Genomic DNA, 19,436 nt, shown 5'->3' with positions numbered 1-19,436 from the left:
AGCGGTGTGCCGCGACGTTCCGGGAGGAACGCCGCGGCATCGGGGCAGCAGCCCTGCCGCCGATCGCGGCAGGGCTGTCCGCGCCCCGGACCTGCACGGACAGCAGGACAGCTACCCCTGCGGGCCGGCGAAGGACCGGGCTGCCGAACGGCGCGAGGTCACACCCGCCCATCCGGACACGAGATCACGAACCTGGCCGGACCGGTCGATGGTGGTGTCATTCCCACCGCCGTGATCGACGCCATGATCACCAAGCACACATTCACTAACGTCTTTGTGTGATTAAAATCGGTCAGGCGACCGGCGCCAAAGCCGGGCGTGGGACCATCGCCCGCGGTGCCGCCGGGGCCGCCGGCAGCAGGTGCCGGACCAGAGCGGCCTGCGCCTCGGCGACCAGCGCCTCGTGCCGCAGGCTGTCCCGGCTGCGACGGGCCAGCTGCAGGTCGTGCCAGGCGGAACGCTCGGCGGCGACGGCGGCCCGCAGAGCCCGCTCCAGGTGACCGGCGCAGGCCCGGTGCACCGCCAGCTCCTGCCGGACCGGGTGCAGCCGCGGATCCCAGCCACCACGGCCGTGCACGGCGTCGCTGAGCGCCTCGACCGGCAGGTCACCCCGCTCGACCGCGGACCGGACGGTGCGGTGCAGGAAGTTCTCCCGGTCGGCGTACTCCGCCGGGGTCTGCGGGGTCCACGGCGCGCAGTACGGGACCGCGACGCGGCTGCGGGTCCAGCGGGCGTCCGCCACGTGCCACGCGACCGCGGTCGTGTCGACCAGTTCGGACGCGACGGCCCAGTGCTCCTGCCAGCGACTCACGGCATAACCGGCCTGCTCGGCGGCCACGCCCACCTCTTCGGCGTAGCGGGCCGCCCGGATCGCCCGCTGTTCCCGGTCGATCCGGCGCTCCTCACGGCGCTGACCGGTCCGCATCACGAACAGGGCGGCCCGGGTGAGGGTCCGCACCGGGTGCCGCATTCCCACCGGACTGGCGAGCAGCACCACGGCGGGGAGGGTCAGCAGCAGCAACGAGGCCCAGATCGCCATGGTGGCGGGCTCGTGGACCAGGATCTCGGCAACGATGTTCATCAGTGTTCTCGTCCACTCGTCAAGGTTTCCGCAGGGGGACTCGCGTGAACCCGCGCGGCCGTCGGCCGCCGGGTGCTCAGGCGACGGGCGGCGGAGCGCGCGAGGCGCTGGTCCCGGCGGCGTACTGGTGCCGCAGGACGCGGGCGATGCCCGGGACGACGAGGGACGGCGTACGCGCTTCGTGCTCCGGGGCGGGTTCCGCGACGGGAACCGAGGCCACCTGCTCCGCCGGGACGCGGGCGGAGGTGCGCTCCGCCGCCGCGCCGGCCAGGAGGCGGGCGGAGCCGCTCACCGCCGTCGTGCCGGTGAGCCGGGCGGAGGCGCTTCCCACTGTCGCACCGGCGAGCCGGGCGAGGCCGGGCTGGGCGCCGGCGGCCGGACGGCCGGACGGGGCCGCGAAGAGGGCCAGCAGGAGCGTGAGGAGCAGCGCGGGCAGCGACCGGCGCAGCAGGTGGCTGCGTCGTCCGGTCGTCGTCATGGGGACCAAAGTACCCACATGGTGCAGGAAGTCCGGTTTCGACGCGCGCGGGTCACCCGGTGTTGCACCCGAAAGGATCTGATTCCCATCGATGTCTTTGCCTGTTACGTTGCGGTAACACCGCGAGAACACGAGAAGGAATCACATCGGAGCCGCATGTGGATCAGCCCGGCACACCCCCGGCCGCGCCCCCGCGAACCCCGGCCGTGACCGGCGGCGCGCTCGCCGCCCTGGTGCACGGCCTCGCCGGTGACACCCGACTGGTCGACGAGGTGGTCGCCGCCGCCCGCACCCAGTCCCCGGAGGCGGCCCGGCTGCACCGCCAGGAGAGCCGGCACCACGTGGCGGCACTGATCAAGGCCGGCTGCCGGGCGTTCCTGCGCACCGGCGAGCCCGGCGACGACGACTTCACCGAAGCCGCCCGGTTCGGCGCCGAGGGCGCGGCGCTGGGCGTACCGGTGGCGGCCCTGCTCTCCGGGGCGCACGCCGGGCGCAGCCGCATCCTGGAGATCGCGATCGGCCGGGGACGCGAACTCGGGCTCGCCGACGACGTCCTGCTGCAGGGCCTGCTGCGCCTCGACCGGTACGGCAACGCGCTGGCCCGGCACGTGCTGGAGGGCCACCGGGCGGCGGAACGACAGCTGAACATCGACCGGCGGGCGGCCCGGATCCGGTTGCTGCGCCGGCTGCTGCTGGGCGAGGAGAACGACGAGGACCCGGCGCGGTTCGGGCTGTCCGCCGTCGCGCACTACCACTGTGTGGTGTCGGACGCGGCGGATCCGGCCCGGGTCCGGGAACTGGAGCAGGCGTTCACCCGGTGCGGCGGCGTCCTCGCCCCGGTCGGCGGGCGGCTGAGCGGCGTGACACCGCGGATACCCGGGTTCGGGGAGAAGCCGGGAAGTCTGGTCGTGACCACTCCGCCCGTACCCCTGGAGAAGGCGACCGAGGCGCACCGCCTCGCCCAGACCGCGCTCGACGCGGCCCGCGCCCATGGGACGACGGGGGTGTGCGGTGTCGTGGATCTCGCCGGGCAGACCGCGCTGGCCGGGCAACCACTGCTGGCCGGGTTCCTGCGGGACGGGCTGTTGACCGCGCTCGATCCGGCGGACGACTTTCATCAGGACCTGGCCGGGACGGCCATCGCCTATCTGGACCACGGGCAGCGACTGGACCGGACCGCCGAGTCGCTGCATCTGCACCCGAACACGGTCCGCTACCGGTTGCGGCGGCTGCGGGAGCTGACCGGGTTCGCCGAGACCGGCGCTCAGCTCACTGTGCTGGAGACGATGCGCTGGTGGTGGGCGCTGTGGGCCTGGCACCGGCCGCCGGCATGACCGTGTTCGCACATACGGCCACACCGGCGGTCAGCTCAGGTCACCACTTGCGGTAGTCGTCCTGGGTCTGCGCGTTGAAGAGGTACGTGCGCTTCTTCTCCGCCTTGTCGATCCGGCGGTCGCTGATCTCGAGCACGTCCAGACCCTTCTGGATGTCGCTCGAGTAGATGAAGCCGTTGTACCAGTACGCCGACCAGGAGCCGCCGACGATGAGCCGGTCCGCGCTCAGCGGGCCCCGCTCCCAGTAGGCGATCTCCTTGGGCTTGCGGGAATCGGTGAAGTCCCAGACCGAGATGCCGCCCTGGTACCACGCCTGCACCATGATGTCGCGGCCCGCCACCGGGATCAGCGAGCCGTTGTGGGCCACGCAGTTCTCGAAGTCGGTGTTCTCCCGCGGGATCTTGTAGTAGCTGCGGAACGCCAGCTTGGCCTTCTTGCCCTTGCCGACGATGTCGTAGATCGCGTCCGCTCCCCGCGTCGGACCGACCTCGGCGTTGCACTCCGCGCCGCCGCCGCCACCGAGCTCGTCGGTGAAGACGATCTTGTTGCCGTCGTTGTTGAACGTGGCCGAGTGCCAGAACGCGAAGTTCACCGTGTCCCGGACCGTGGTGATCACCTTCGGCGCCACCGGGTTCGCGATGTCGAAGAGCGCGCCGTCACCCATGCAGGCTCCGGCCGCGATGTCCTTCGCCGGGTACGCCGTGATGTCGTGGCAGCCGGTCGTCTCGTTGCTGTCCTCGTCACCGGGGAAACCACCGTCCGGGAAGAGCACCGGCGTGGCCACCACGGCGGCCGCGGTCGGGTTCTTCAACGGAACCTTGACGATCGAGATCTTGTCGTGCGGCAGCGCGCAGTTCGGCACGCTCGCGCCCGACAGGTTGTACGACGAGACGTAGATGTAGACCGACTTGTCCTTGCCCTTGCCGGGCACCAGGGTCTGCGTGTGCGAACCACAGTCGGTCTTGACCGCCGCGATGTACTTCGGCGTCAGCGGGTCGCTGATGTCGAAGATCTTGATGCCCTCCCAGCGCGGCGTCTCGGCCGGCGAGGAGCCCGGCACGCTCGTGCTGGCGCACGAGTCGTCGTTGCGCTGCGAGTCGGTGCCCAGGAACAGCAGGTCACCGTAGATCGACGGGTCGTTCTGCGCGCCCGGGCAGAGGACCTGGGCCGCGACCGCAGGCTGACGCGGGTTGCTGATGTCGTAGACGGTGAAACCGTTGTAGTTGCCGCCGTAGGCGTATTTGCCCTTGAACGCCCAGTCGGTGTTCAGGGCGCTCTCCGTGGCGAACGGCCCCTGCTTGGGGATGTTGGCCACCTGCTTGATGTTCGCGCTGCTGACGATCTCGTCAACGCCCGGGATCACGGCCGCTTCCGCCCTGGCCGGGTTAACGGCCAGGAAGCTCAGCAAGACCGCTACCGCACCGGCACCGGCCAGGCGCGTGATCCGCCCTCGTGAGGCAGGGTGCTCCATGAAGCTCCTTCTTCCGGCTGCGCAGCCACCGGCGACACACGGTAAGTCGTACACCACACACCGCCAGCGACAGCGATATCGATCGTTACGATAACCGCCGAAGGCCCGCCGTGGGTGGCTCGAGACGGAAAGGACATACATGCAACACCGTCGTCTGTGGACATCGACCCTCGTGGCCGTCGTGCTCGCCGCCACCGCGGGGCTCGTCGCGCTCACCCGTGACACCGGCGACCCGGAACCGGCGGCGGCACCGGCCGCCTCCACGGCACCGGTGCGCGTCGTGCTGCCGGGGCGACCGGGCGAGTCAGCGGCGGTGACCGGCTCCGATCAGGTGCAGGCGCCCGACGGTTCAGCCTACAACGGGATAGATGTCGCGTATGCCCAAATGATGATCGTGCACCACCGGCAGGCGATCGTGATGGCCGACCTGGCGCCCGGACGGGCGGTGAACACCGGCGTCACCGGGATCGCGGCCCGGATCAAGGCCGGCCAGGGCCCGGAGATCGTGACACTCCAGGCCTGGCTGAGCGATCGGGGACAACCGGAGAGCGACCCCGCGCACGACCACGCGACCATGCCCGGGATGCAGGCGGACACGGCGATGACGGCACTCGCCGCGGCCACCGGGGCGGACTTCGACCGGCTCTTCGTCACCATGATGACCGCCCACCACCGCGGGGCCCAGCAGATGGCCGGCGACCTGGTGCGGGGCGGAACTGATCAGCGGCTGGGCGAGATGGCCAACGAGACCGCGGTCGAGCAGGTGGTGGAGATCCGGCGGATGGCGGAACTGGGCATCGCCTGACCATCCGCCGCCGCGGATGGTCGACGGCTTCAGCGCGTACCCCCGGGAAGGGCTTCAGCGCAGATGGACCGGCAGCTGTTCCAGGCCGCGCAGCAGCATGCCCGGCCGCCAGCGGACGTCCTCGGCGGGGACCGCCAGACGCAGGCCGGGATGGCGGGCCAGGAGGTCGCTGAAGGCGATCTGCGCCTCCAGGCGGGCCAGCGGCGCGCCCAGGCAGTAGTGGATGCCGTGGCCGAACGCCAGGTGCGGGTTCTGGGTGCGGTCCAGCCGGAGCACCCCGGCGTCCGGGAAGCGGGTGTCGTCGCGGTTCGCGGAGAGCAGGACCACCATGACCGGGTCGCCGGCGGCGATCCGCGCACCCCCCAGCGTGAGGGGTTCGGTGGCCACCCGGAAGGTGGCGGTCTCCACCGGGCCCTCGAAACGCAGGAACTCCTCGACGGCGGTGGGCAGCAGCGCGGGATCGGCCCCCAGCTCTCGCCAGCGGGCACGGTCCCGCAGGAGCAGGTAGGCGCCGTTGCCGATCAGGTTGACGGTGGTCTCGTGGCCGGCGATCAGCAGCAGGAAGACCATCGAGGACAGTTCGGCCTCGGTGAGCCGGTCGCCCGCGTCGCTGACCCCGATCAGGCCGGAGAGCAGGTCGTCACCGGGGGTGCCGCGGCGTTCGTCGAGCAGGGCCAGGATGTACGCGGACATGTCCCGGACAGCCGGCTGCAGGCGGTCGCCGGACTGTGAACCCGCGACGATGATGCCGGACCAGGCGCGGAAGGCGTCCCGGTCGGCGGCGGGCACCCCGAGCAGCTCGCAGATCACCTGGATCGGCAGGGGGAAGGCGTAGGTGTCGATCAGGTCCGCCTCGTCCACGCCCTCCAGCGCGTCCAGCAGGTCGCGGGAGATCTCCTGGATGCGGGGGCGCAACGCCTCGATGCGGCGGGCGGTGAACGCGGCCGAGACCAGGCGGCGCAGGCGGGTGTGGTCGGGCGGGTCGGCGGCCAGCATGTGGTGGGACAGGACGTTGCTCACCGACGGGGACCGGGTCGCGGTCCGGGACGAGCCGACCGCGAACGCGGTCTTCTTGGACAGCCGGGGATCGGTCAGAGCCTGGCGGGCATCCTCGTAACGGGTGACCAGCCAGGCCTCGACGCCGCTGGGCAGCCGGGCGCGGTGGACCGGGGCGACCTGCCGCAGGTGCGCGTAGGCCGGGTGCGGATCGGACTGGAAAGCCGGGTCGGCATAGTCGAGGACCGTCACGAATCCGACGATACTCTTCGATCTCCGGGCCCGGGATCCGTCAGCCGGCCCGCCGGGGTGACCGCGGCGGGCGCAGCGGCAGGCGCCGGCGGCGGGCGAGTCGCCGGGGACGGCGCGGATGGGGGCGGGAGCAGGAAGACACGGAATACCTCCCGGAGTCGGCGAGAGTGTCCACTATCCGCCGTTTCAGGGTTTCGCGACCGACTGTTGAGACATTCTTAAAGATCATCTCAGCCGGAGGTAAGCAACCCGACGGTTCGAGAAGGGCCCGCACGGTTCGCCGGGCAGCGGGCGCCTACTACCCTCCGGGGGTCGCCGCCTACCCCCGGACGGAGCACCCGCGCCACATGTTCTCCCGCCACCGTCGTGCCCTCGGCACGGTCACCGCCGTCGCCCTGCTGCTCGCCACCACGGCGTGCACGTCGAACACCGGGAGCGGAACGGCCATGGCCGCGCCCGACGGCGAACCCGCACCGGTCCGGACCGCGACCACACCGAACATCGTCTACCTGCTGGTCGACGACCTGTCGAAGAACCTGGTGCAGCACATGCCGAACGTGGTGGCGCTCCAGAAGGAGGGCACCACGTTCAGCAACTACGCGGTGACCGACTCGCTCTGCTGCCCGTCACGGGCGTCCATCCTCACCGGACAGTTCCCGCACAACACCGGCATCTTCAAGAACCACGGGTCCGACGGCGGGTTCAAACTGTTCCACAGCAAGGGCAAGGAGAAGTCGACCTTCGCGACCGACCTGCAGGCCGCCGGCTACCGGACCGCGTTCCTCGGCAAGTACCTCAACGAATACCAGCCACGGAACCCGCTGGGCACCGGGCCGTACACGCCGCCGGGCTGGGACTACTGGGTGGCGGGCGGGAACGCGTACGACAACTTCGACTACTCGCTCAACGAGAACGGGACCGTGACCAAGTACGGCACCGCGCCCGGCGACTACCTCACCGACGTGCTCTCGGCGAAGGCGTCCGCGTTCATCACCAGCACCGCCGCCACCGGGAAACCGTTCATGATGGAGGTGGCGACGTACGCGCCGCACAGCCCGTACACGCCGGCGCCCCGGGACGCGGCCTCGTTCCCCGGGCTGAAGGCGCCACGGACCGCGGCGTACGACAAGCTGCCCAGCCCGGCACCGCAGTGGCTGGCGAACCACACGCCGCTCACCAAGAAGGAGAAGGCGGCGACCGACGCGGACTTCCGTAAACGGGTCCAGTCGGTGCAGTCGATCGACCGGATGATCGGCTCGCTGCGGGCGACGCTCACCACCGCCGGCGTCGCCGGGGACACGATCGTCGTCTTCAACTCCGACAACGGCTACCACCTGGGCGAATACCGGATGGCGTCGGGCAAGCAGACCGCGTACGACACCGACGTCAACGTGCCGCTGGTGGTCGCCGGCCCGGGCGTGCAGGCCGGGAAGACCGTGGACGCGCTGGTGGAGAACATCGACCTGCGAGCCACCTTCGCCGACCTGGCCGGGAGCAGCGCGCCGGCGGACGCGGACGGGCGCAGCATCAAGCCGCTGCTCGCCGGGGAGGTGCCCGACCAGTGGCGGACCGTGCAACTGATCGAACACCGGGACCCGGCCGCCGACCCGCTCGACCCGGACTACCAGGTCGACAAGCGGAACATCCCGCCGGCATACGACGCGATCCGCACCGCGACCTTCACCTACGTCGAGTACGTGGACGGCACCCGCGAGTACTACGACCGGACGACGGACCCGGACCAGCTGCGCAACCTGGGGCCCACGCTGAAGCCGGAACGGATCGCCGAGCTGCACGCGGCGCTGCGCGGACTGGCGACGTGCGTGGGCGCGGCCGCCTGTGCCACGGCCGGGCGCGCGATCAGCTGAGGATCATCCGTCGTTGCCCTTCCACGTCTGCACGCCGGGCCAGGCGGACTGTCCGCTGACGAAACCCGGCGTGCTCGGCGCCTGGATCACCGGGTAGACGCTCGAGTGCACCTGCCACGACGGCTGCTGCCGGGGCTCGGGCAACGCCATCGCGCCGATCAGGGCGTGCAGCATGTCCTGCAGGGCCAGGTGCAGACGGGGATCGGTGACCGTGCCGGCCCCGTCGACCGAACTCATCTCCAGCGGCAGCCGGATGCAGGCGGCCTTGAGCAGGCGGGCGTCGCCGTGACCGAGCACCGCCTCCAGGGCCTCGCAGGCACCGTCGTCCTGCCCCGGCGGCACCACGGACAGCCAGGCGGCCGGTTTGCGGGCCAGGTCACCGCCGTCGACCAGCCAGTCGAGCAGGTTCTTCAGGCTGCCGGGCAGCGAACCCGCGTACTGCGGGGTGCTGAACATCAGGGCATCGGCCTCGGCGATCAGGCGGCGCAGCTCGGCCACCGGCGGCGGTCCCGGATCACCGGGGACGAACGCCGGCAGCCCGGTCAGGCCGCCGTAGAGCAGGGCGGCGATGCCCTCCGGAGCCAGGTGGGCGGCGGTGCGCAGGGCGGAGGTGTGCAGCGAGCCGTCACGGGTGCTCCCCGGGATCAGCAGGACGCGCGTCATGGGCCGACGATAGACGACGTCCGACCGGACACATCGCGGGAACTTTCGGACCCGATCAGGGCGGAAGGGTAGCCCGCGCGGGACGTGCCCGGCAGCATGGGACGACGGTCTACCAGGAACTCGGAGCTCATGTCAGAACCCACCTCATCGCCGTTCGACCCGACGCAGCCGACGGCTCCGTTCCCGGCTTCCTCTCCCTTCCCGGAGTCGGACAGCGCTCCGCCGACCACGCCGCTGTCGTCGGCCTGGGCGTCGGTGAACGACCCCGCGCCGACCTCGCCTTTCCCGCCGCAGCCTTATTCACCGGCGCCGGATCCCTACAAGGCCCCGCCGCAGGCGTACGCGCCGCCTCCGCAGCCGTACTACGCGCCGCAGCAGCAGGCCGGCTATCCCCCGCAGTCGCCGTACCCGCCGCAGCCGATGTACCAGCCGGTGGTGATCGGGCACATCGGGCCGCCGACCTCCGGGCTGGCCGTGGCGTCGATGGTGCTCGGCATCATCAGCGCCCTGACCTTCTTCTGCACGTTCGGCGTGGTCAGCCTGCTGGCGATCATCTTCGGGCACATCGGGCTCAACGAGACCAAGGACAACCGCAAGAGCGGCAAGGGCATGGCGATCACCGGCCTGGTGCTGGGATACATCGCCCTGGCGCCGGCCATCGCGATCCTGCTCACCAGCGGGATCAGCGGCCTGACGGCGATCTTCGCCGGCTCCTGATCCGGGCAGCCGCCACCGCGAATACGGCGAGCGCCACCAGCGCCCCGCCCAGCGCGGCCGGGCGGGCCAGGTCACGGCCGCCTGCGCCGAGGTCGACGGCGAGGGGCGGGACGGTCATCGTGCGGTTGTCGATCCGCACCTCACCGGCCTGCACGGTGGTCCCGCCCCGCCGGACCGAGACCAGGGTCACGTGCGTGACGACCTGGTGGACCACCACGTCGTACCCGACGGTGAGGTGCCTTCCGTCCTCGCCGGCCGGTGGGGTGAGCTCGACCGTGGCGGTCAGCTCGCGGTAGGGCCCGGTCGACGTCTGCTCCGCGGCGGTCGTCGCCAGGTCACCGACCCGGACCGTCCAGGGCCGGCCGGCGGGGCTCACGGGCCGGATGTGCGCGGCCAGGTAGGTCCGCAGCTCCCCGGCCCGGGCGGGCAGCTCGACGGGGACGCCACTGGCGGCGGTCAGGTCGCCGGCCGGGATCTCCAGCTCGGCCGTCACCGACGATCCGTGCACGTCGAGCAGGACGACCGAGTGGGGCATCGGGTGCGCCGCGGCCGGGACCGCCGTGAGAAGAGGCCCGGCGCCGGCCGCCACGGCGGCACAGACCCGCATCATTCGTATCCGTCGCACCGCACCATGATCACCACGGGTGGGCGGTCGTGTCCCGGAATGCCGTCAGGGCCCCACCTGCGAATGAGGTGAGGCCCTGACTTCTGCCGTGCGTCGCGTAGGACTTGAACCTACAACCCGCGGATTAAGAGTCCGCTGCTCTGCCAGTTGAGCTAGCGACGCCTTTCGACGGGAGAAAATTTAACACACGGCCGGAGGCCGCTGCTCATCAGGGGGTCGGCCCGCTCACCAGGGGCGGGCTCACCAACGAACGAAGCCCTGACCGATCCCGGTCAGGGCTTCCGTGCGTGGTGAGAGTGCGTCGCGTAGGACTTGAACCTACAACCCGCGGATTAAGAGTCCGCTGCTCTGCCAGTTGAGCTAGCGACGCTCGCCGTGCAACGAGGAGAACATTAGCACGGGCCGGGACTGTCCTTGAAATCGCCCGGATCCCCCCTGAAGGAGGACCCGCTGGTTGCGTGGATGCGTCAGGATGGCTGCGCCGACAACTCCAGAACGGGGCCCCCGAGAATGGTTGACCTCCGCCGCTCCCTCGCGGCGATCACGGCGTGCGGCCTGATCGCCGCCCTGGCCGCCTGCGGTAACGACTCCGAGCCCGCCATCGCCGACCCCACGCCCGCCGCGAGCACACCCGCCGCGACATCCGGCTCGACCGCGCCGGTGACCGAGAGCACCACCGTGGCCGGCGGCCCGGTGACGCTCACCGTCACACCGGCCGCCGACAAGACGAACGTGCCCGTCAGCGCCGAGATCGGCGTCGAGGTCAACGGCGGGGAGGTCACCTCGGTGACGCTCACCGACGCCAAGGGCAAGAGCGTCGCCGGCGAGATGCGCGAGGACAAGACCTCCTGGGTGCCCGCCAAACCGCTCAAGACCCGGCAGAAGTACGCGGCGACCGTCGTCGCCACCGGCGCCGACGGTCAGTCCACGACCGCCACCACGTCGTTCACCACGATGGGCGCGCCCTCGAAGCGGACCGGCACCGGCCTCTACCTCTTCGACGACCACACGTACGGGGTCGCCATGCCGGTGGTGGTCGAGTTCAACCCGGGCATCAAGAAGGCGGACCGCGCCGAGGTGCAGAAGCGGATGTTCGTGACGACCTCGCCGTCGCAGCCGGGCACCTGGTCGTGGACCGCCGCCGGCACGCAGGCGTATTACCGCGCCCCGGAGTTCTGGGAGCCCGGCACCACGCTGACCGTGCGCATCGGTGTCGGCGGGCACCCGACCGGCAAGGGCATCTACGGTGACCGGGACCGGTCGGCGACCGCGAAGATCGGGCGCAGGTTCGAGATGAACGTCGACAACGCCACCAAGCAGATGACCGTGCTGCGCGACGGCAAAGAGGTCAAGACCATGCCGGTCAGCCTCGGCAAGAAGAGCACCCCGTCGTCGAGCGGCACCATGGTCGTCATGGAGAAGAAGGCGGCGACCGTCTTCGACACCACCGACACCGACGGCGCGAACGGCTACCGCACCGACATCGAGTACGCGCAGCGCCTGACCTGGAGCGGTCAGTACATCCACTCGGCCCCGTGGTCGACCGGAGCGCAGGGTAGCCGCAACGTGTCACACGGCTGTGTCAACGTGTCACCGTCGAACGCCAAGTGGCTGTTCGACAAGACCCTGATCGGCGACCCGGTCACGGTCAAGGGCACCGGCGACAAACTGTCGTACGGCAACGGCTGGACCCCGTGGAACGTGAGCTGGGAGAAGTTCGCCGAGGGCAGCGCGCTCGAGGTGCCCGCCGGCCTCGGCTGACGGTTTCCGGTCCGGCGCCACCGGGGTACGTCGATGCGGACACCACGACGAAGGCCACAGCGCGGTCACGGCACAAAACCGGGATTGGTGGCCCGCCGTTTATGGAGCAGTATTGGGCGCCGGGAGAACGACGCCGTGAGGGGACCATGGACATGGATGCAATGCGGTCAGCGGGGCGATCCGCGGTGGTCGGCCGCGCCGGCCGACGTTGGCGCACAGCCCTGGTCGGCGTGCTCGCGGCGGGGTCGCTGCTGCTGACCGCCGCGTGCAGCGGCGGCGACTCGCCCTCGTGGGAGGGCGGCGGCGACACCGCGGGCGGAGCCTCCGGCGCCGCGTCGGCGGCGCCGCAATTGAGCACGGTGGCGGTGACGTCCCCGGCGCTGGACGCGACGGACGTCGAGGCCTGGTCCGAGGTCAAGTACAACAGCGAGGACCCGGACAACACCACGGTCACGGTGACCGACGCCAAGGGCGCCGAGGTCAAGGGCACCGTCGACAAGGACGACAACACGTGGCGCCCGGCCCAGTCACTGGACTGGGCCACCAAGTACACGGTGACCGTGGCCACGCCCGAGGCGCAGGGCAAGAGCAACACCACCAGCAGCTCGTTCACCACGATGAAGAAGCCGGCGAACCTGGTCCGGGTGACCAGCTTCCTCGGCGACGACAACACGGTCGGCGTCGGCATGCCGCTGATCATGAAGTTCGGCCGGGCCATCCCGGAGAAGTACCGGGCCGAGGTCGAGCGCCGCATGGTGGTCACCGCCACACCCGCCCAGGAGGGCACCTGGCGCTGGATCAGTTCCACCGAGGTGCACTACCGGCCGAAGGTGTACTGGCAGGCCGGCACCAAGATCTTCTACAAGGTGCAGCTCAAGGGCGTGAAGCTGGGTGACGGGTGGTACGGCCGGTCCGACCTGACCGTCGACATGAAGGTCGGCCGTGAGCTGATCATGACGGTCTCCAACAAGACCAAGAAGATGATCGTCGAGCAGGACGGCAAGGTCATCAAGACCATCCCCGTCAGCCTCGGCAAGAAGAGCACCCCGTCGTCGAGCGGCACCATGGTCGTGATGGAGAAGAAGGCGCACACCGTCTTCGACACCACCGACGAGGACCCGGACGGCGGCTACCGCACCGACATCGACTGGGCGCAGCGCATCACGTACAGCGGCCAGTTCATCCACGCCGCTCCGTGGTCCGAGGGCCAGCAGGGCTCCACCAACGTGTCGCACGGCTGCGTCAACGTCTCCGAGGCACTCGGCGAGTGGCTCTTCAACAAGACGCTGATGGGCGACCCGATCAAGGTGACGGGCACCGAGGAGAAGCTGAAGAACGGCAACGGCTGGACCGACTGGAACATGAGCTACGAGGAGTACAAGAAGGGCAGCTACCTCTGACCTTCACGAGAAGGCCCGGTCGCTGCCGACCGGGCCTTCTCCGTGTCCGGACCGGTCAGCCGACGGCCAGGTAGTAGGTGGCGCTCACCATGAAACCGTGACCGTCGCCGCCGGAGAACTGCACGACGTGGTTGCCGGGCGGAAGCGGGTCGAGACGCTTCCAGTAACCCCAGACGGTCACCGGGACCGGCTTGTTCGTCTGCGTCACCGGGTTCGCCCGGGCACCGGCCACGAGGAACGGGACCGGGGTCGCGATCACATCCAGCTCCACCTGGACGCCGTCGACGGTCAGACCACCGAAAGCGCCGCGCAGCGCGGTCGGCGGGCCCTCCGCCGGCCAGTGCCACATGTTGAAGGCCGGGAAGAACAACGGCCGGCCCGCGGGCACCGGACAGCTGCGACGCGCCTCCCCGCCGAAGGTGCCGGCCAGGAACCAGACGTCGTCGGGCTGGTGCAGATCCGAGTAGAGGCCGTTCTCGTCACCGATCGGATTGCGGACCGGGCCGATCCCGGCGACCCAGCGCACCCAGCGGGCGGCGAGACCCTCCGGAGACTGCGGGTCGTAGGGCAGCGGCGCCACCTCCGGCGAACCGCCCAGGAGACGGGAGAAGATCGACATGGCGGCACCCTACGGGATCAGCGACCCCGGCCGATGCCCCGGTCACCGGAAGATCCGGCCGATCCGGCGGGCCGACGCGGCGACGAGCCGAGGCCACTCACGCTCACCGTCGCCGTCCTCGTCACCGTCCTCACGGAGTTCGTCGTCATCCTCGTCGTCCACTTCGTACTCCTCGTCCCACTTCTCCCCACGGGCCGGCGGGCGGGGTGAGGGACGTGCCGCAGGTGAGACGGCTTCCGGCTGCGCCGGGGACGCCTCCCCCAGAGCGGCCCGCTGAAAGGTCGCCGCCTCGAGGTCCTCCAGAGTGATGCGTACGCCGGTGAGCTGCTCGGCGAGAGCCAGTGCCCGCTCCCGGTAACGGTCGTCGTAGTTGCGGTCCGGAGCGTCCTCGCCGCCGACCTGGAACCCGAGACGGTCCAGCACCTCGGCCAGGCCGTCCGGGTCGGTGCCACGACGATCCTCGGGACTGGACGGGTCGAACTCGAGGACGATCTCGCCGTCCCGCGCCCACACGAAACGCGGGTCGGTGCCGTCGCTGCGGTAGTGCGAGACGAGCACCGTGCCCCGCGACAGGGTCCGGGCCTCGTCACCGCCCCGCACACCGTCCGGCTCCACGATCAGGGTCCAGTCACCCATCGCGGTCGCCGCCACGAACCCCGCCGCCGACGCCGGATCACCGGACAGCGCGCGCAGGCCGGTCACCGGGACCGGATCACGGCCGCCGAGAGTCTCGACCGCCTCGGCCGGGGTGCGCCCCCGGACAAGCGTCAGACAGTACGCATCCGCGAGATCAGCGCACTGCTCCGTGAACCAGGCATAGTCGTCCGCGCTCACCGCCACCATTCGACGATGATCTAACACGATGCTGTGTTCCGGCTGTCCCGGGTCACCGTGTCGTGAATGTTCCGGTCACCTCGGCACGCCGGCCGTCAGCCGCGGCGATCGCACCGTACTTGTCGCCGCCGGCATCCCGGACCCCGGCGGCGTGCGAATACTGGGTCGCGAACACGTACGAGCCGGGGGCCAGGGTCCGGCCACCGGCCAGCGTGAACCGGTAGAGCAGCGCGTCCTTCTCCTCGGTGACGCTCATGGTGAGCATCTCCGCCGGAACCGAACTCCACCGGCCGGCGTCGGCGACCCCGCCGGTCCGCGCCACGCTGATCACCACGTCCAGGGCGGTGACGGTCGCCTCGGTCGTCACGGTGAGGTTGCCCTGCGCCCACGTCTCGTTCGAGTGGGAGTCGACCTCGGCCGTGGACGCGAGGAACCCGTCGACGGGTTGCCACGACGGCACGGGTGCCGTCGACGCCGGGCCGCCACCCGAGGTGCGGCCGGGAGCGGTCCGCGCCGGCGTGGACGACGGCGAACCCGGCGCGGACGGGACCGGCGACGAGGGGACAGCCGGCGGCGACATCACGGGTCGGCTCGGGGCGGGGGCTGCGGGCGTACCCCCGGAATCACGATCGCCGGACAGGCGGATCCCGGCGAAACCCACCACCAGGGCCGCCACCACCGAGGCGGCCGCGGCCACCGGGCGCAGCGCGGTGAGCGCCCACCGGCGGCCCACGGCCGGCTCCGCGCGCCGGGCGGCGATCCGGTTCAGCATCACGCCCCGGTCCGGGACGTGCCGGGCGGCCTCGGCGCGCAGGGCCGCCCGCACCTGCGGCGACAGCTCAGCCACGAAGGCCTCCCCCGGTCATCATCGGCATCCCGCGGAGGAACTCGCTCAGCTGGGCGGCACCCCGCGAGGTGTGACTCTTGACCGCACCGACCGAGATGCCGAGGATCGCGGCCACCTCCTTCTCCGGCAGGTCGAAGGCGTACCGCAGAATGACGCACTCCCGGCGCCGCAGCGGAAGCCGCCGCAGAGCGCTGCGCACATCGAGGATCGCGGGGGTGTCACTCTCGTCGCGGTCCCGGCGCAGCAGACCGAGACGCAGCAGACCGGACCGCTCCCTGGTCTGCCGCTTGATCCACTGACGGGCCAGGTTGGCCACGATGCCCCGGGCGTAGGCGACCGGGCTGTCCGCCGCCTGGACACGCGCCCAATGTCGCCACACCTCCACGAAGGCGTCGGCCGCCAGGTCGTCGGCGACCTGCGAGTCCCCGGTCACCAGATAGGCGAGCCGGGAGAGGTCGGCGTGATGGTCGTCGAAGAAGCGCCGGAACGCGCGTTCGGCGTCTTCGGCGTCGAAGTCGGGCAAGCGACTGTCCTGACCTTGAGGGGTGAGGGGGTGTCCCGGCCGGAAGGTCAGCCGATCGTCACGGAGTACTTCGAGGTGTCCAGCCGGCCCTGGCCGGTGAAGACCTCGGTGCCGGCCTGCACGCTGGAGAGATACTTGGATTTCGCGAGCAGACCCCGCGCGGTCAGCACATCGGTGAAATCGGTCAGGTCGAGGTCGGCGGCGGAGGTGTTGGAGGTCCGCACGAACGAGTACACGTTCCAGCCGATGTCACCCTGGTAGAGATCCCAGGTGGTGCCGGCGACCGTGACGGTGGCCTGCTTGGTGCCGAGCGGGCCGGCGCCGCCCGACCGGTACAACCAGACCATCACCTCGTCGGTCGGGTTGTTCTGCCAGTCCGGGTCGGCGATGTCGTGCAGCCACAGGTCGTAGGCGACGTTCATGACGTTGCCGGTGGCCGGGGTGACGGTGAAGTTCCAGGTGGTGTCGACGGACTCTCCGGCACTGAGCTGGATCGGCAGACCGGTGTTCTCGGCCTTCCAACCCCAGTGCCAACCCAGGACCGCGCTCGCGTACGACTTGACCTTGGTGTTGTCGCCTGACCAGTCCCAGCGGGTGCTCCAGCTGAGGTCGTCGCCGGCGAGGTCGTTCGCCGCGACGCACTGGGAGCCGGTGCCGTCGGCCTTGCCCCAGACGTTGTTGTTGACCCAGTACTTGCCGCGGACCAGGGCGGCGTAGTCGGTGCAGTCCTCGGGCGCTGCCGGGGTCGGACCTGTTGCGGGGCTCGCCGTCAGGCTCGTCGCCGGGCTCGCCGCAGGGCTCGTCGTCGGGGTGGCCGAGCTCGCCGTCGGGCTGGCCGGGCTGGTCGGGCTGGTCGTCGCCGGGCTCGCCGTCGGGCTCTTGGACGTCGAGCCTGTCGGACCTGTCGGGCTTGTCGACGCCGGGGTGGCTGCGGCGGCGTTGCAGGTCACGCCGTTGAGCGTGAACGCCGCCGGAACCGCGTTGGCGCCGCTCCACGACCCGTTGAAGCCGACCGACACCTTCCCGCCCGCCGGAATCGCCCGGTTCCAGCCCGCATCGACCACGGTCACCTGCGTGCCATTCTGTTTCCAGGCACCGTTCCAGCCGCCGTCGACGGTCTGCCCGGACGGAAAATCGAACCCGAGCGTCCAGCCGTCGACCGCCGCACCCCCGGTGTTGCGGACCGTCACATCGGCGCCGAACCCGGTCCCCCACTGGCTGAGGACGTCGTAGGTGACAGCGCAGGAGCCGGATTCCGCGGCGTCAGCGTTGAGGACACCGAACAGGGCGGCACCGGCGCCGAGGGTCAGCACCGAGAGCGGGACGGCGATGCGCTTGGCTTGCATGAGCGGGTTCTCCCGGGGGACGGAGGTTGTTGATCCAACCCCCAGTGGCCCCGGAGTCCGGAAAGGTTGCCCGCTCCCCCAGAATTTCTGCGGCGCCCCGACGAGAAAGGCCCGGCGGTCCACGAACGAGGCCTTGCTCTACAGTGGGTCATCGCTGGAGCACTATGCGCCAGCCACCCCGCCGCCTAGAGGGAGACTCACCCCTTGAGCCGCGTCCCCGACTTCGCATCGAACGGCCACCTGCCACTCGGGCGATTCTCTGTGTCGCTCGCCGAGGTACAGGCACGATTCGTGGATGCCCCGATGTTCGCCGACTCGCTGACTCGGCGGGAGTGCTGGACGGGTTTTCAGACATACATGGCCCTCTGGTCAAAGTACGAGGAAACCCTTGAACCAGTGCTGAATGGCGGTTCTCTGGGCAGATACATTTGGCTCGCAGGAAGCTTCATCAGCGCCAAGCCGGATCCGAACAACGTCGACTTGACCTTGTTCATAGACGGAGAAGTGCTGGAAAACGCGAAACTGGCCAGGCTCCCGGTCACCAGCCCGCTGGAGCGGCTCAGCAAGCGGGAGAAGGCCCTCAAGGACTTCCGAGTCTCGCCGATCATCGTGCGGCACCGATACTTCCGCAGCCCGTTCAAGGGCGGCTACAACCCCGCCGAGGCCGAGTACATGCAGGCCCGTGGAGGTTTCGATGACTTCTGGAGCCGCCTCCGCCAAACGGGGCAAGACAAGCAGGCTCCGACCAGGGAGACTGGAGACCCGAAGCGCGGATACCTGGAGGTGATGCTGTGAGCACCGAACGTGACTCTCTGGCGGCCTTCCAGGGCCGCGTCGATTCAGACCATCTCGCTAGACTTTGGGCAGAATACACGGATGGTCCAGAGTCGGATGAAACGCCGTCTCAGGTTCTTGATCGGCATCTTTTCGATGTCCTCACCGAACAGGATTCGTCCGCACGATTGGGCCGCTGGCTGGACCTTCGCCTTTCCGGGACGAGAGCCGCCGGAGGCAGGCTTGATATCGGAATTGCGCATGAGGTTTTCCAGGCCTTCGCGCAGGAGGTCGCCGGGGCCGCCGAGGTCAACTCCGTCAGAAATGGCGTTTCGCTTGAACTTGCCGGAGTGTCCCCGGGGAGCGCCGTCCTTCATCTGGTTCCCGCAGACGATGCCGGGCGGCACAGCGAAGGGCAGTTGGCGGTCGACGTCGACCCCGTTGATGAAGTGTTCTCGACGATCACGGACCTCCACCACACCGCCGAGAAGCAGGGCGATCTGCGCCGCTTCGCAGAGCACGAGTCCCTGGTAAAGGGACTCAGGCTACTCGCGTCAGCGCTGGACAGTCACGATCTGGACCTCGAGGTCGGGTGGCGCTCGGGAACAGGCCGGCATCGGACTTCCCGACTGGACAGGCCCACCAGGCAGTACCTGCAAGAGCTATGGGAAATTCACTACCTCGAGCAGGACGTCTCGGTGAACGGCTACGTCGTACGCCTTGATCTGGGTGGACACTTTTCGGTGAAGATCGGCAGCGCCCGGAACTCCAAGAGATACGACATCCATGTCGACGGAGAACAGAACCTGGTCGATCTACATCTTGAACTCGGGCAAACTGTTCACGTTCGGGTGACCGAAAGAAAAAAGGTCAACCATCTCGGCATCGAGCAGGCTCCCACCTACCACTTCGTGCGCATGGAGAGCGATCAGCGCCTGCTGTGAGGCCGGGCCCGAATTCACATGGGCCCGTGAGGCGCCCGGATGCGTGGTGCCCGCAGCAAGACACCCCGGGCCGACACGCTCGGCAGACGTGCTCAGGA

Annotated in this window: 19 protein-coding genes and 2 tRNA genes; 8 read left to right on the top strand and 13 right to left on the bottom strand. The window is 69.9% G+C overall.

What is annotated here, in order from left to right:
• Positions 1-292: 292 nt before the first annotated feature.
• Both WH85_RS46980 and WH85_RS14240 read right to left on the bottom strand, forming a co-directional pair.
• Complete coding sequence (locus WH85_RS46980) at positions 293-1,081, bottom strand: hypothetical protein (protein WP_052720454.1); 789 nt, start codon at positions 1,079-1,081, stop codon at positions 293-295.
• 76 nt (positions 1,082-1,157) lie between these two features.
• Positions 1,158-1,559, bottom strand: coding sequence for a hypothetical protein (locus WH85_RS14240; protein WP_045742305.1), 402 nt, complete (start codon positions 1,557-1,559; stop codon positions 1,158-1,160).
• A gap of 158 nt (positions 1,560-1,717) precedes the next feature.
• On the opposite strand from WH85_RS14240, the gene WH85_RS14235 reads away from it, so the two are divergent.
• Positions 1,718-2,893, top strand: a complete 1,176-nt coding sequence (locus tag WH85_RS14235; RefSeq protein ID WP_245673936.1) for a helix-turn-helix domain-containing protein — start codon at positions 1,718-1,720, stop codon at positions 2,891-2,893.
• Positions 2,894-2,933: 40 nt separating this feature from the next.
• Here WH85_RS14235 and WH85_RS14230 read toward each other — a convergent pair whose 3' ends face one another.
• Positions 2,934-4,364, bottom strand: a complete 1,431-nt coding sequence (locus WH85_RS14230) for an LVIVD repeat-containing protein (protein ID WP_045742303.1) — start codon at positions 4,362-4,364, stop codon at positions 2,934-2,936.
• Positions 4,365-4,503: 139 nt separating this feature from the next.
• On the opposite strand from WH85_RS14230, the gene WH85_RS14225 reads away from it, so the two are divergent.
• The gene (locus tag WH85_RS14225; RefSeq protein ID WP_045742302.1) at positions 4,504-5,169 is read left to right on the top strand and encodes a DUF305 domain-containing protein; all 666 of its coding nucleotides are present in this window, start codon (positions 4,504-4,506) and stop codon (positions 5,167-5,169) included.
• Between the two features lie 54 nt (positions 5,170-5,223).
• Here the strand turns inward: WH85_RS14225 and WH85_RS14220 are convergent, their stop codons facing one another.
• A complete protein-coding gene (locus WH85_RS14220; RefSeq protein WP_245673935.1) occupies positions 5,224-6,417 on the bottom strand; it encodes a cytochrome P450 family protein in 1,194 nt (397 codons plus the stop codon).
• Positions 6,418-6,764: 347 nt separating this feature from the next.
• On the opposite strand from WH85_RS14220, the gene WH85_RS14215 reads away from it, so the two are divergent.
• On the top strand, positions 6,765-8,285 hold the full coding sequence (locus WH85_RS14215; RefSeq protein ID WP_045742300.1) for a sulfatase family protein: 1,521 nt from the start codon (positions 6,765-6,767) through the stop codon (positions 8,283-8,285).
• Between the two features lie 3 nt (positions 8,286-8,288).
• On the opposite strand, the gene WH85_RS14210 is transcribed toward WH85_RS14215, so the two are convergent.
• Complete coding sequence (locus WH85_RS14210; protein WP_063775510.1) at positions 8,289-8,948, bottom strand: NADPH-dependent FMN reductase; 660 nt, start codon at positions 8,946-8,948, stop codon at positions 8,289-8,291.
• Between the two features lie 129 nt (positions 8,949-9,077).
• On the opposite strand from WH85_RS14210, the gene WH85_RS14205 reads away from it, so the two are divergent.
• Positions 9,078-9,665, top strand: coding sequence for a DUF4190 domain-containing protein (locus WH85_RS14205; RefSeq protein ID WP_052720452.1), 588 nt, complete (start codon positions 9,078-9,080; stop codon positions 9,663-9,665).
• Here the strand turns inward: WH85_RS14205 and WH85_RS14200 are convergent.
• From WH85_RS14200 to WH85_RS14190, 3 genes are all read right to left on the bottom strand, one after another.
• The gene (locus tag WH85_RS14200; protein WP_157410991.1) at positions 9,631-10,290 is read right to left on the bottom strand and encodes a hypothetical protein; all 660 of its coding nucleotides are present in this window, start codon (positions 10,288-10,290) and stop codon (positions 9,631-9,633) included. The two genes, WH85_RS14205 and WH85_RS14200, sit on opposite strands and share 35 nt — an antisense overlap.
• An 89-nt stretch (positions 10,291-10,379) precedes the next feature.
• Positions 10,380-10,452: transfer RNA gene (locus WH85_RS14195), tRNA-Lys, on the bottom strand.
• A gap of 135 nt (positions 10,453-10,587) precedes the next feature.
• A tRNA-Lys gene (locus WH85_RS14190) sits at positions 10,588-10,660 on the bottom strand.
• Positions 10,661-10,800: 140 nt separating this feature from the next.
• Here WH85_RS14190 and WH85_RS14185 point away from each other — a divergent pair.
• Together WH85_RS14185 and WH85_RS14180 are read left to right on the top strand one after the other, a co-directional pair.
• Positions 10,801-12,051 carry a L,D-transpeptidase gene (locus WH85_RS14185; protein WP_045742299.1) on the top strand — a complete coding sequence of 417 codons (1,251 nt, stop codon included), beginning with the start codon at positions 10,801-10,803 and terminating at the stop codon, positions 12,049-12,051.
• Positions 12,052-12,203: 152 nt separating this feature from the next.
• On the top strand, positions 12,204-13,451 hold the full coding sequence (locus WH85_RS14180; RefSeq protein ID WP_045742378.1) for a L,D-transpeptidase: 1,248 nt from the start codon (positions 12,204-12,206) through the stop codon (positions 13,449-13,451).
• A gap of 55 nt (positions 13,452-13,506) precedes the next feature.
• Here WH85_RS14180 and WH85_RS46975 read toward each other — a convergent pair whose 3' ends face one another.
• Genes WH85_RS46975 through WH85_RS14155 form a run of 5 tightly spaced genes read right to left on the bottom strand, consistent with a single transcriptional unit; the run spans position 13,507 to position 17,620 of the window.
• A complete protein-coding gene (locus WH85_RS46975; RefSeq protein ID WP_052720448.1) occupies positions 13,507-14,070 on the bottom strand; it encodes a hypothetical protein in 564 nt (187 codons plus the stop codon).
• Positions 14,071-14,112: 42 nt separating this feature from the next.
• Positions 14,113-14,904: a DUF6461 domain-containing protein gene (locus WH85_RS50365; protein WP_157410990.1), complete on the bottom strand. Its 792-nt coding sequence runs from the start codon at positions 14,902-14,904 to the stop codon at positions 14,113-14,115.
• Between the two features lie 52 nt (positions 14,905-14,956).
• Positions 14,957-15,751 carry a hypothetical protein gene (locus tag WH85_RS14165; protein WP_045742298.1) on the bottom strand — a complete coding sequence of 265 codons (795 nt, stop codon included), beginning with the start codon at positions 15,749-15,751 and terminating at the stop codon, positions 14,957-14,959.
• Positions 15,744-16,274: a SigE family RNA polymerase sigma factor gene (locus tag WH85_RS14160; RefSeq protein WP_045742297.1), complete on the bottom strand. Its 531-nt coding sequence runs from the start codon at positions 16,272-16,274 to the stop codon at positions 15,744-15,746. Before WH85_RS14160 ends, WH85_RS14165 begins: the two co-directional genes overlap by 8 nt.
• 47 nt (positions 16,275-16,321) lie before the next feature.
• Complete coding sequence (locus tag WH85_RS14155) at positions 16,322-17,620, bottom strand: glycoside hydrolase family 12 protein (RefSeq protein WP_045742296.1); 1,299 nt, start codon at positions 17,618-17,620, stop codon at positions 16,322-16,324.
• Between the two features lie 204 nt (positions 17,621-17,824).
• On the opposite strand from WH85_RS14155, the gene WH85_RS14150 reads away from it, so the two are divergent.
• The gene (locus WH85_RS14150; protein ID WP_157410989.1) at positions 17,825-18,415 is read left to right on the top strand and encodes a DUF6932 family protein; all 591 of its coding nucleotides are present in this window, start codon (positions 17,825-17,827) and stop codon (positions 18,413-18,415) included.
• On the top strand, positions 18,412-19,338 hold the full coding sequence (locus WH85_RS14145; RefSeq protein ID WP_157410988.1) for a hypothetical protein: 927 nt from the start codon (positions 18,412-18,414) through the stop codon (positions 19,336-19,338). Before WH85_RS14150 ends, WH85_RS14145 begins: the two co-directional genes overlap by 4 nt.
• Positions 19,339-19,436 lie beyond the last annotated feature (98 nt).

Source organism: Actinoplanes rectilineatus, assembly GCF_000962825.1.
Lineage (GTDB): Bacteria > Actinomycetota > Actinomycetes > Mycobacteriales > Micromonosporaceae > Actinoplanes > Actinoplanes rectilineatus.
This window is presented reverse-complemented; position numbering and strand designations above follow the sequence as displayed.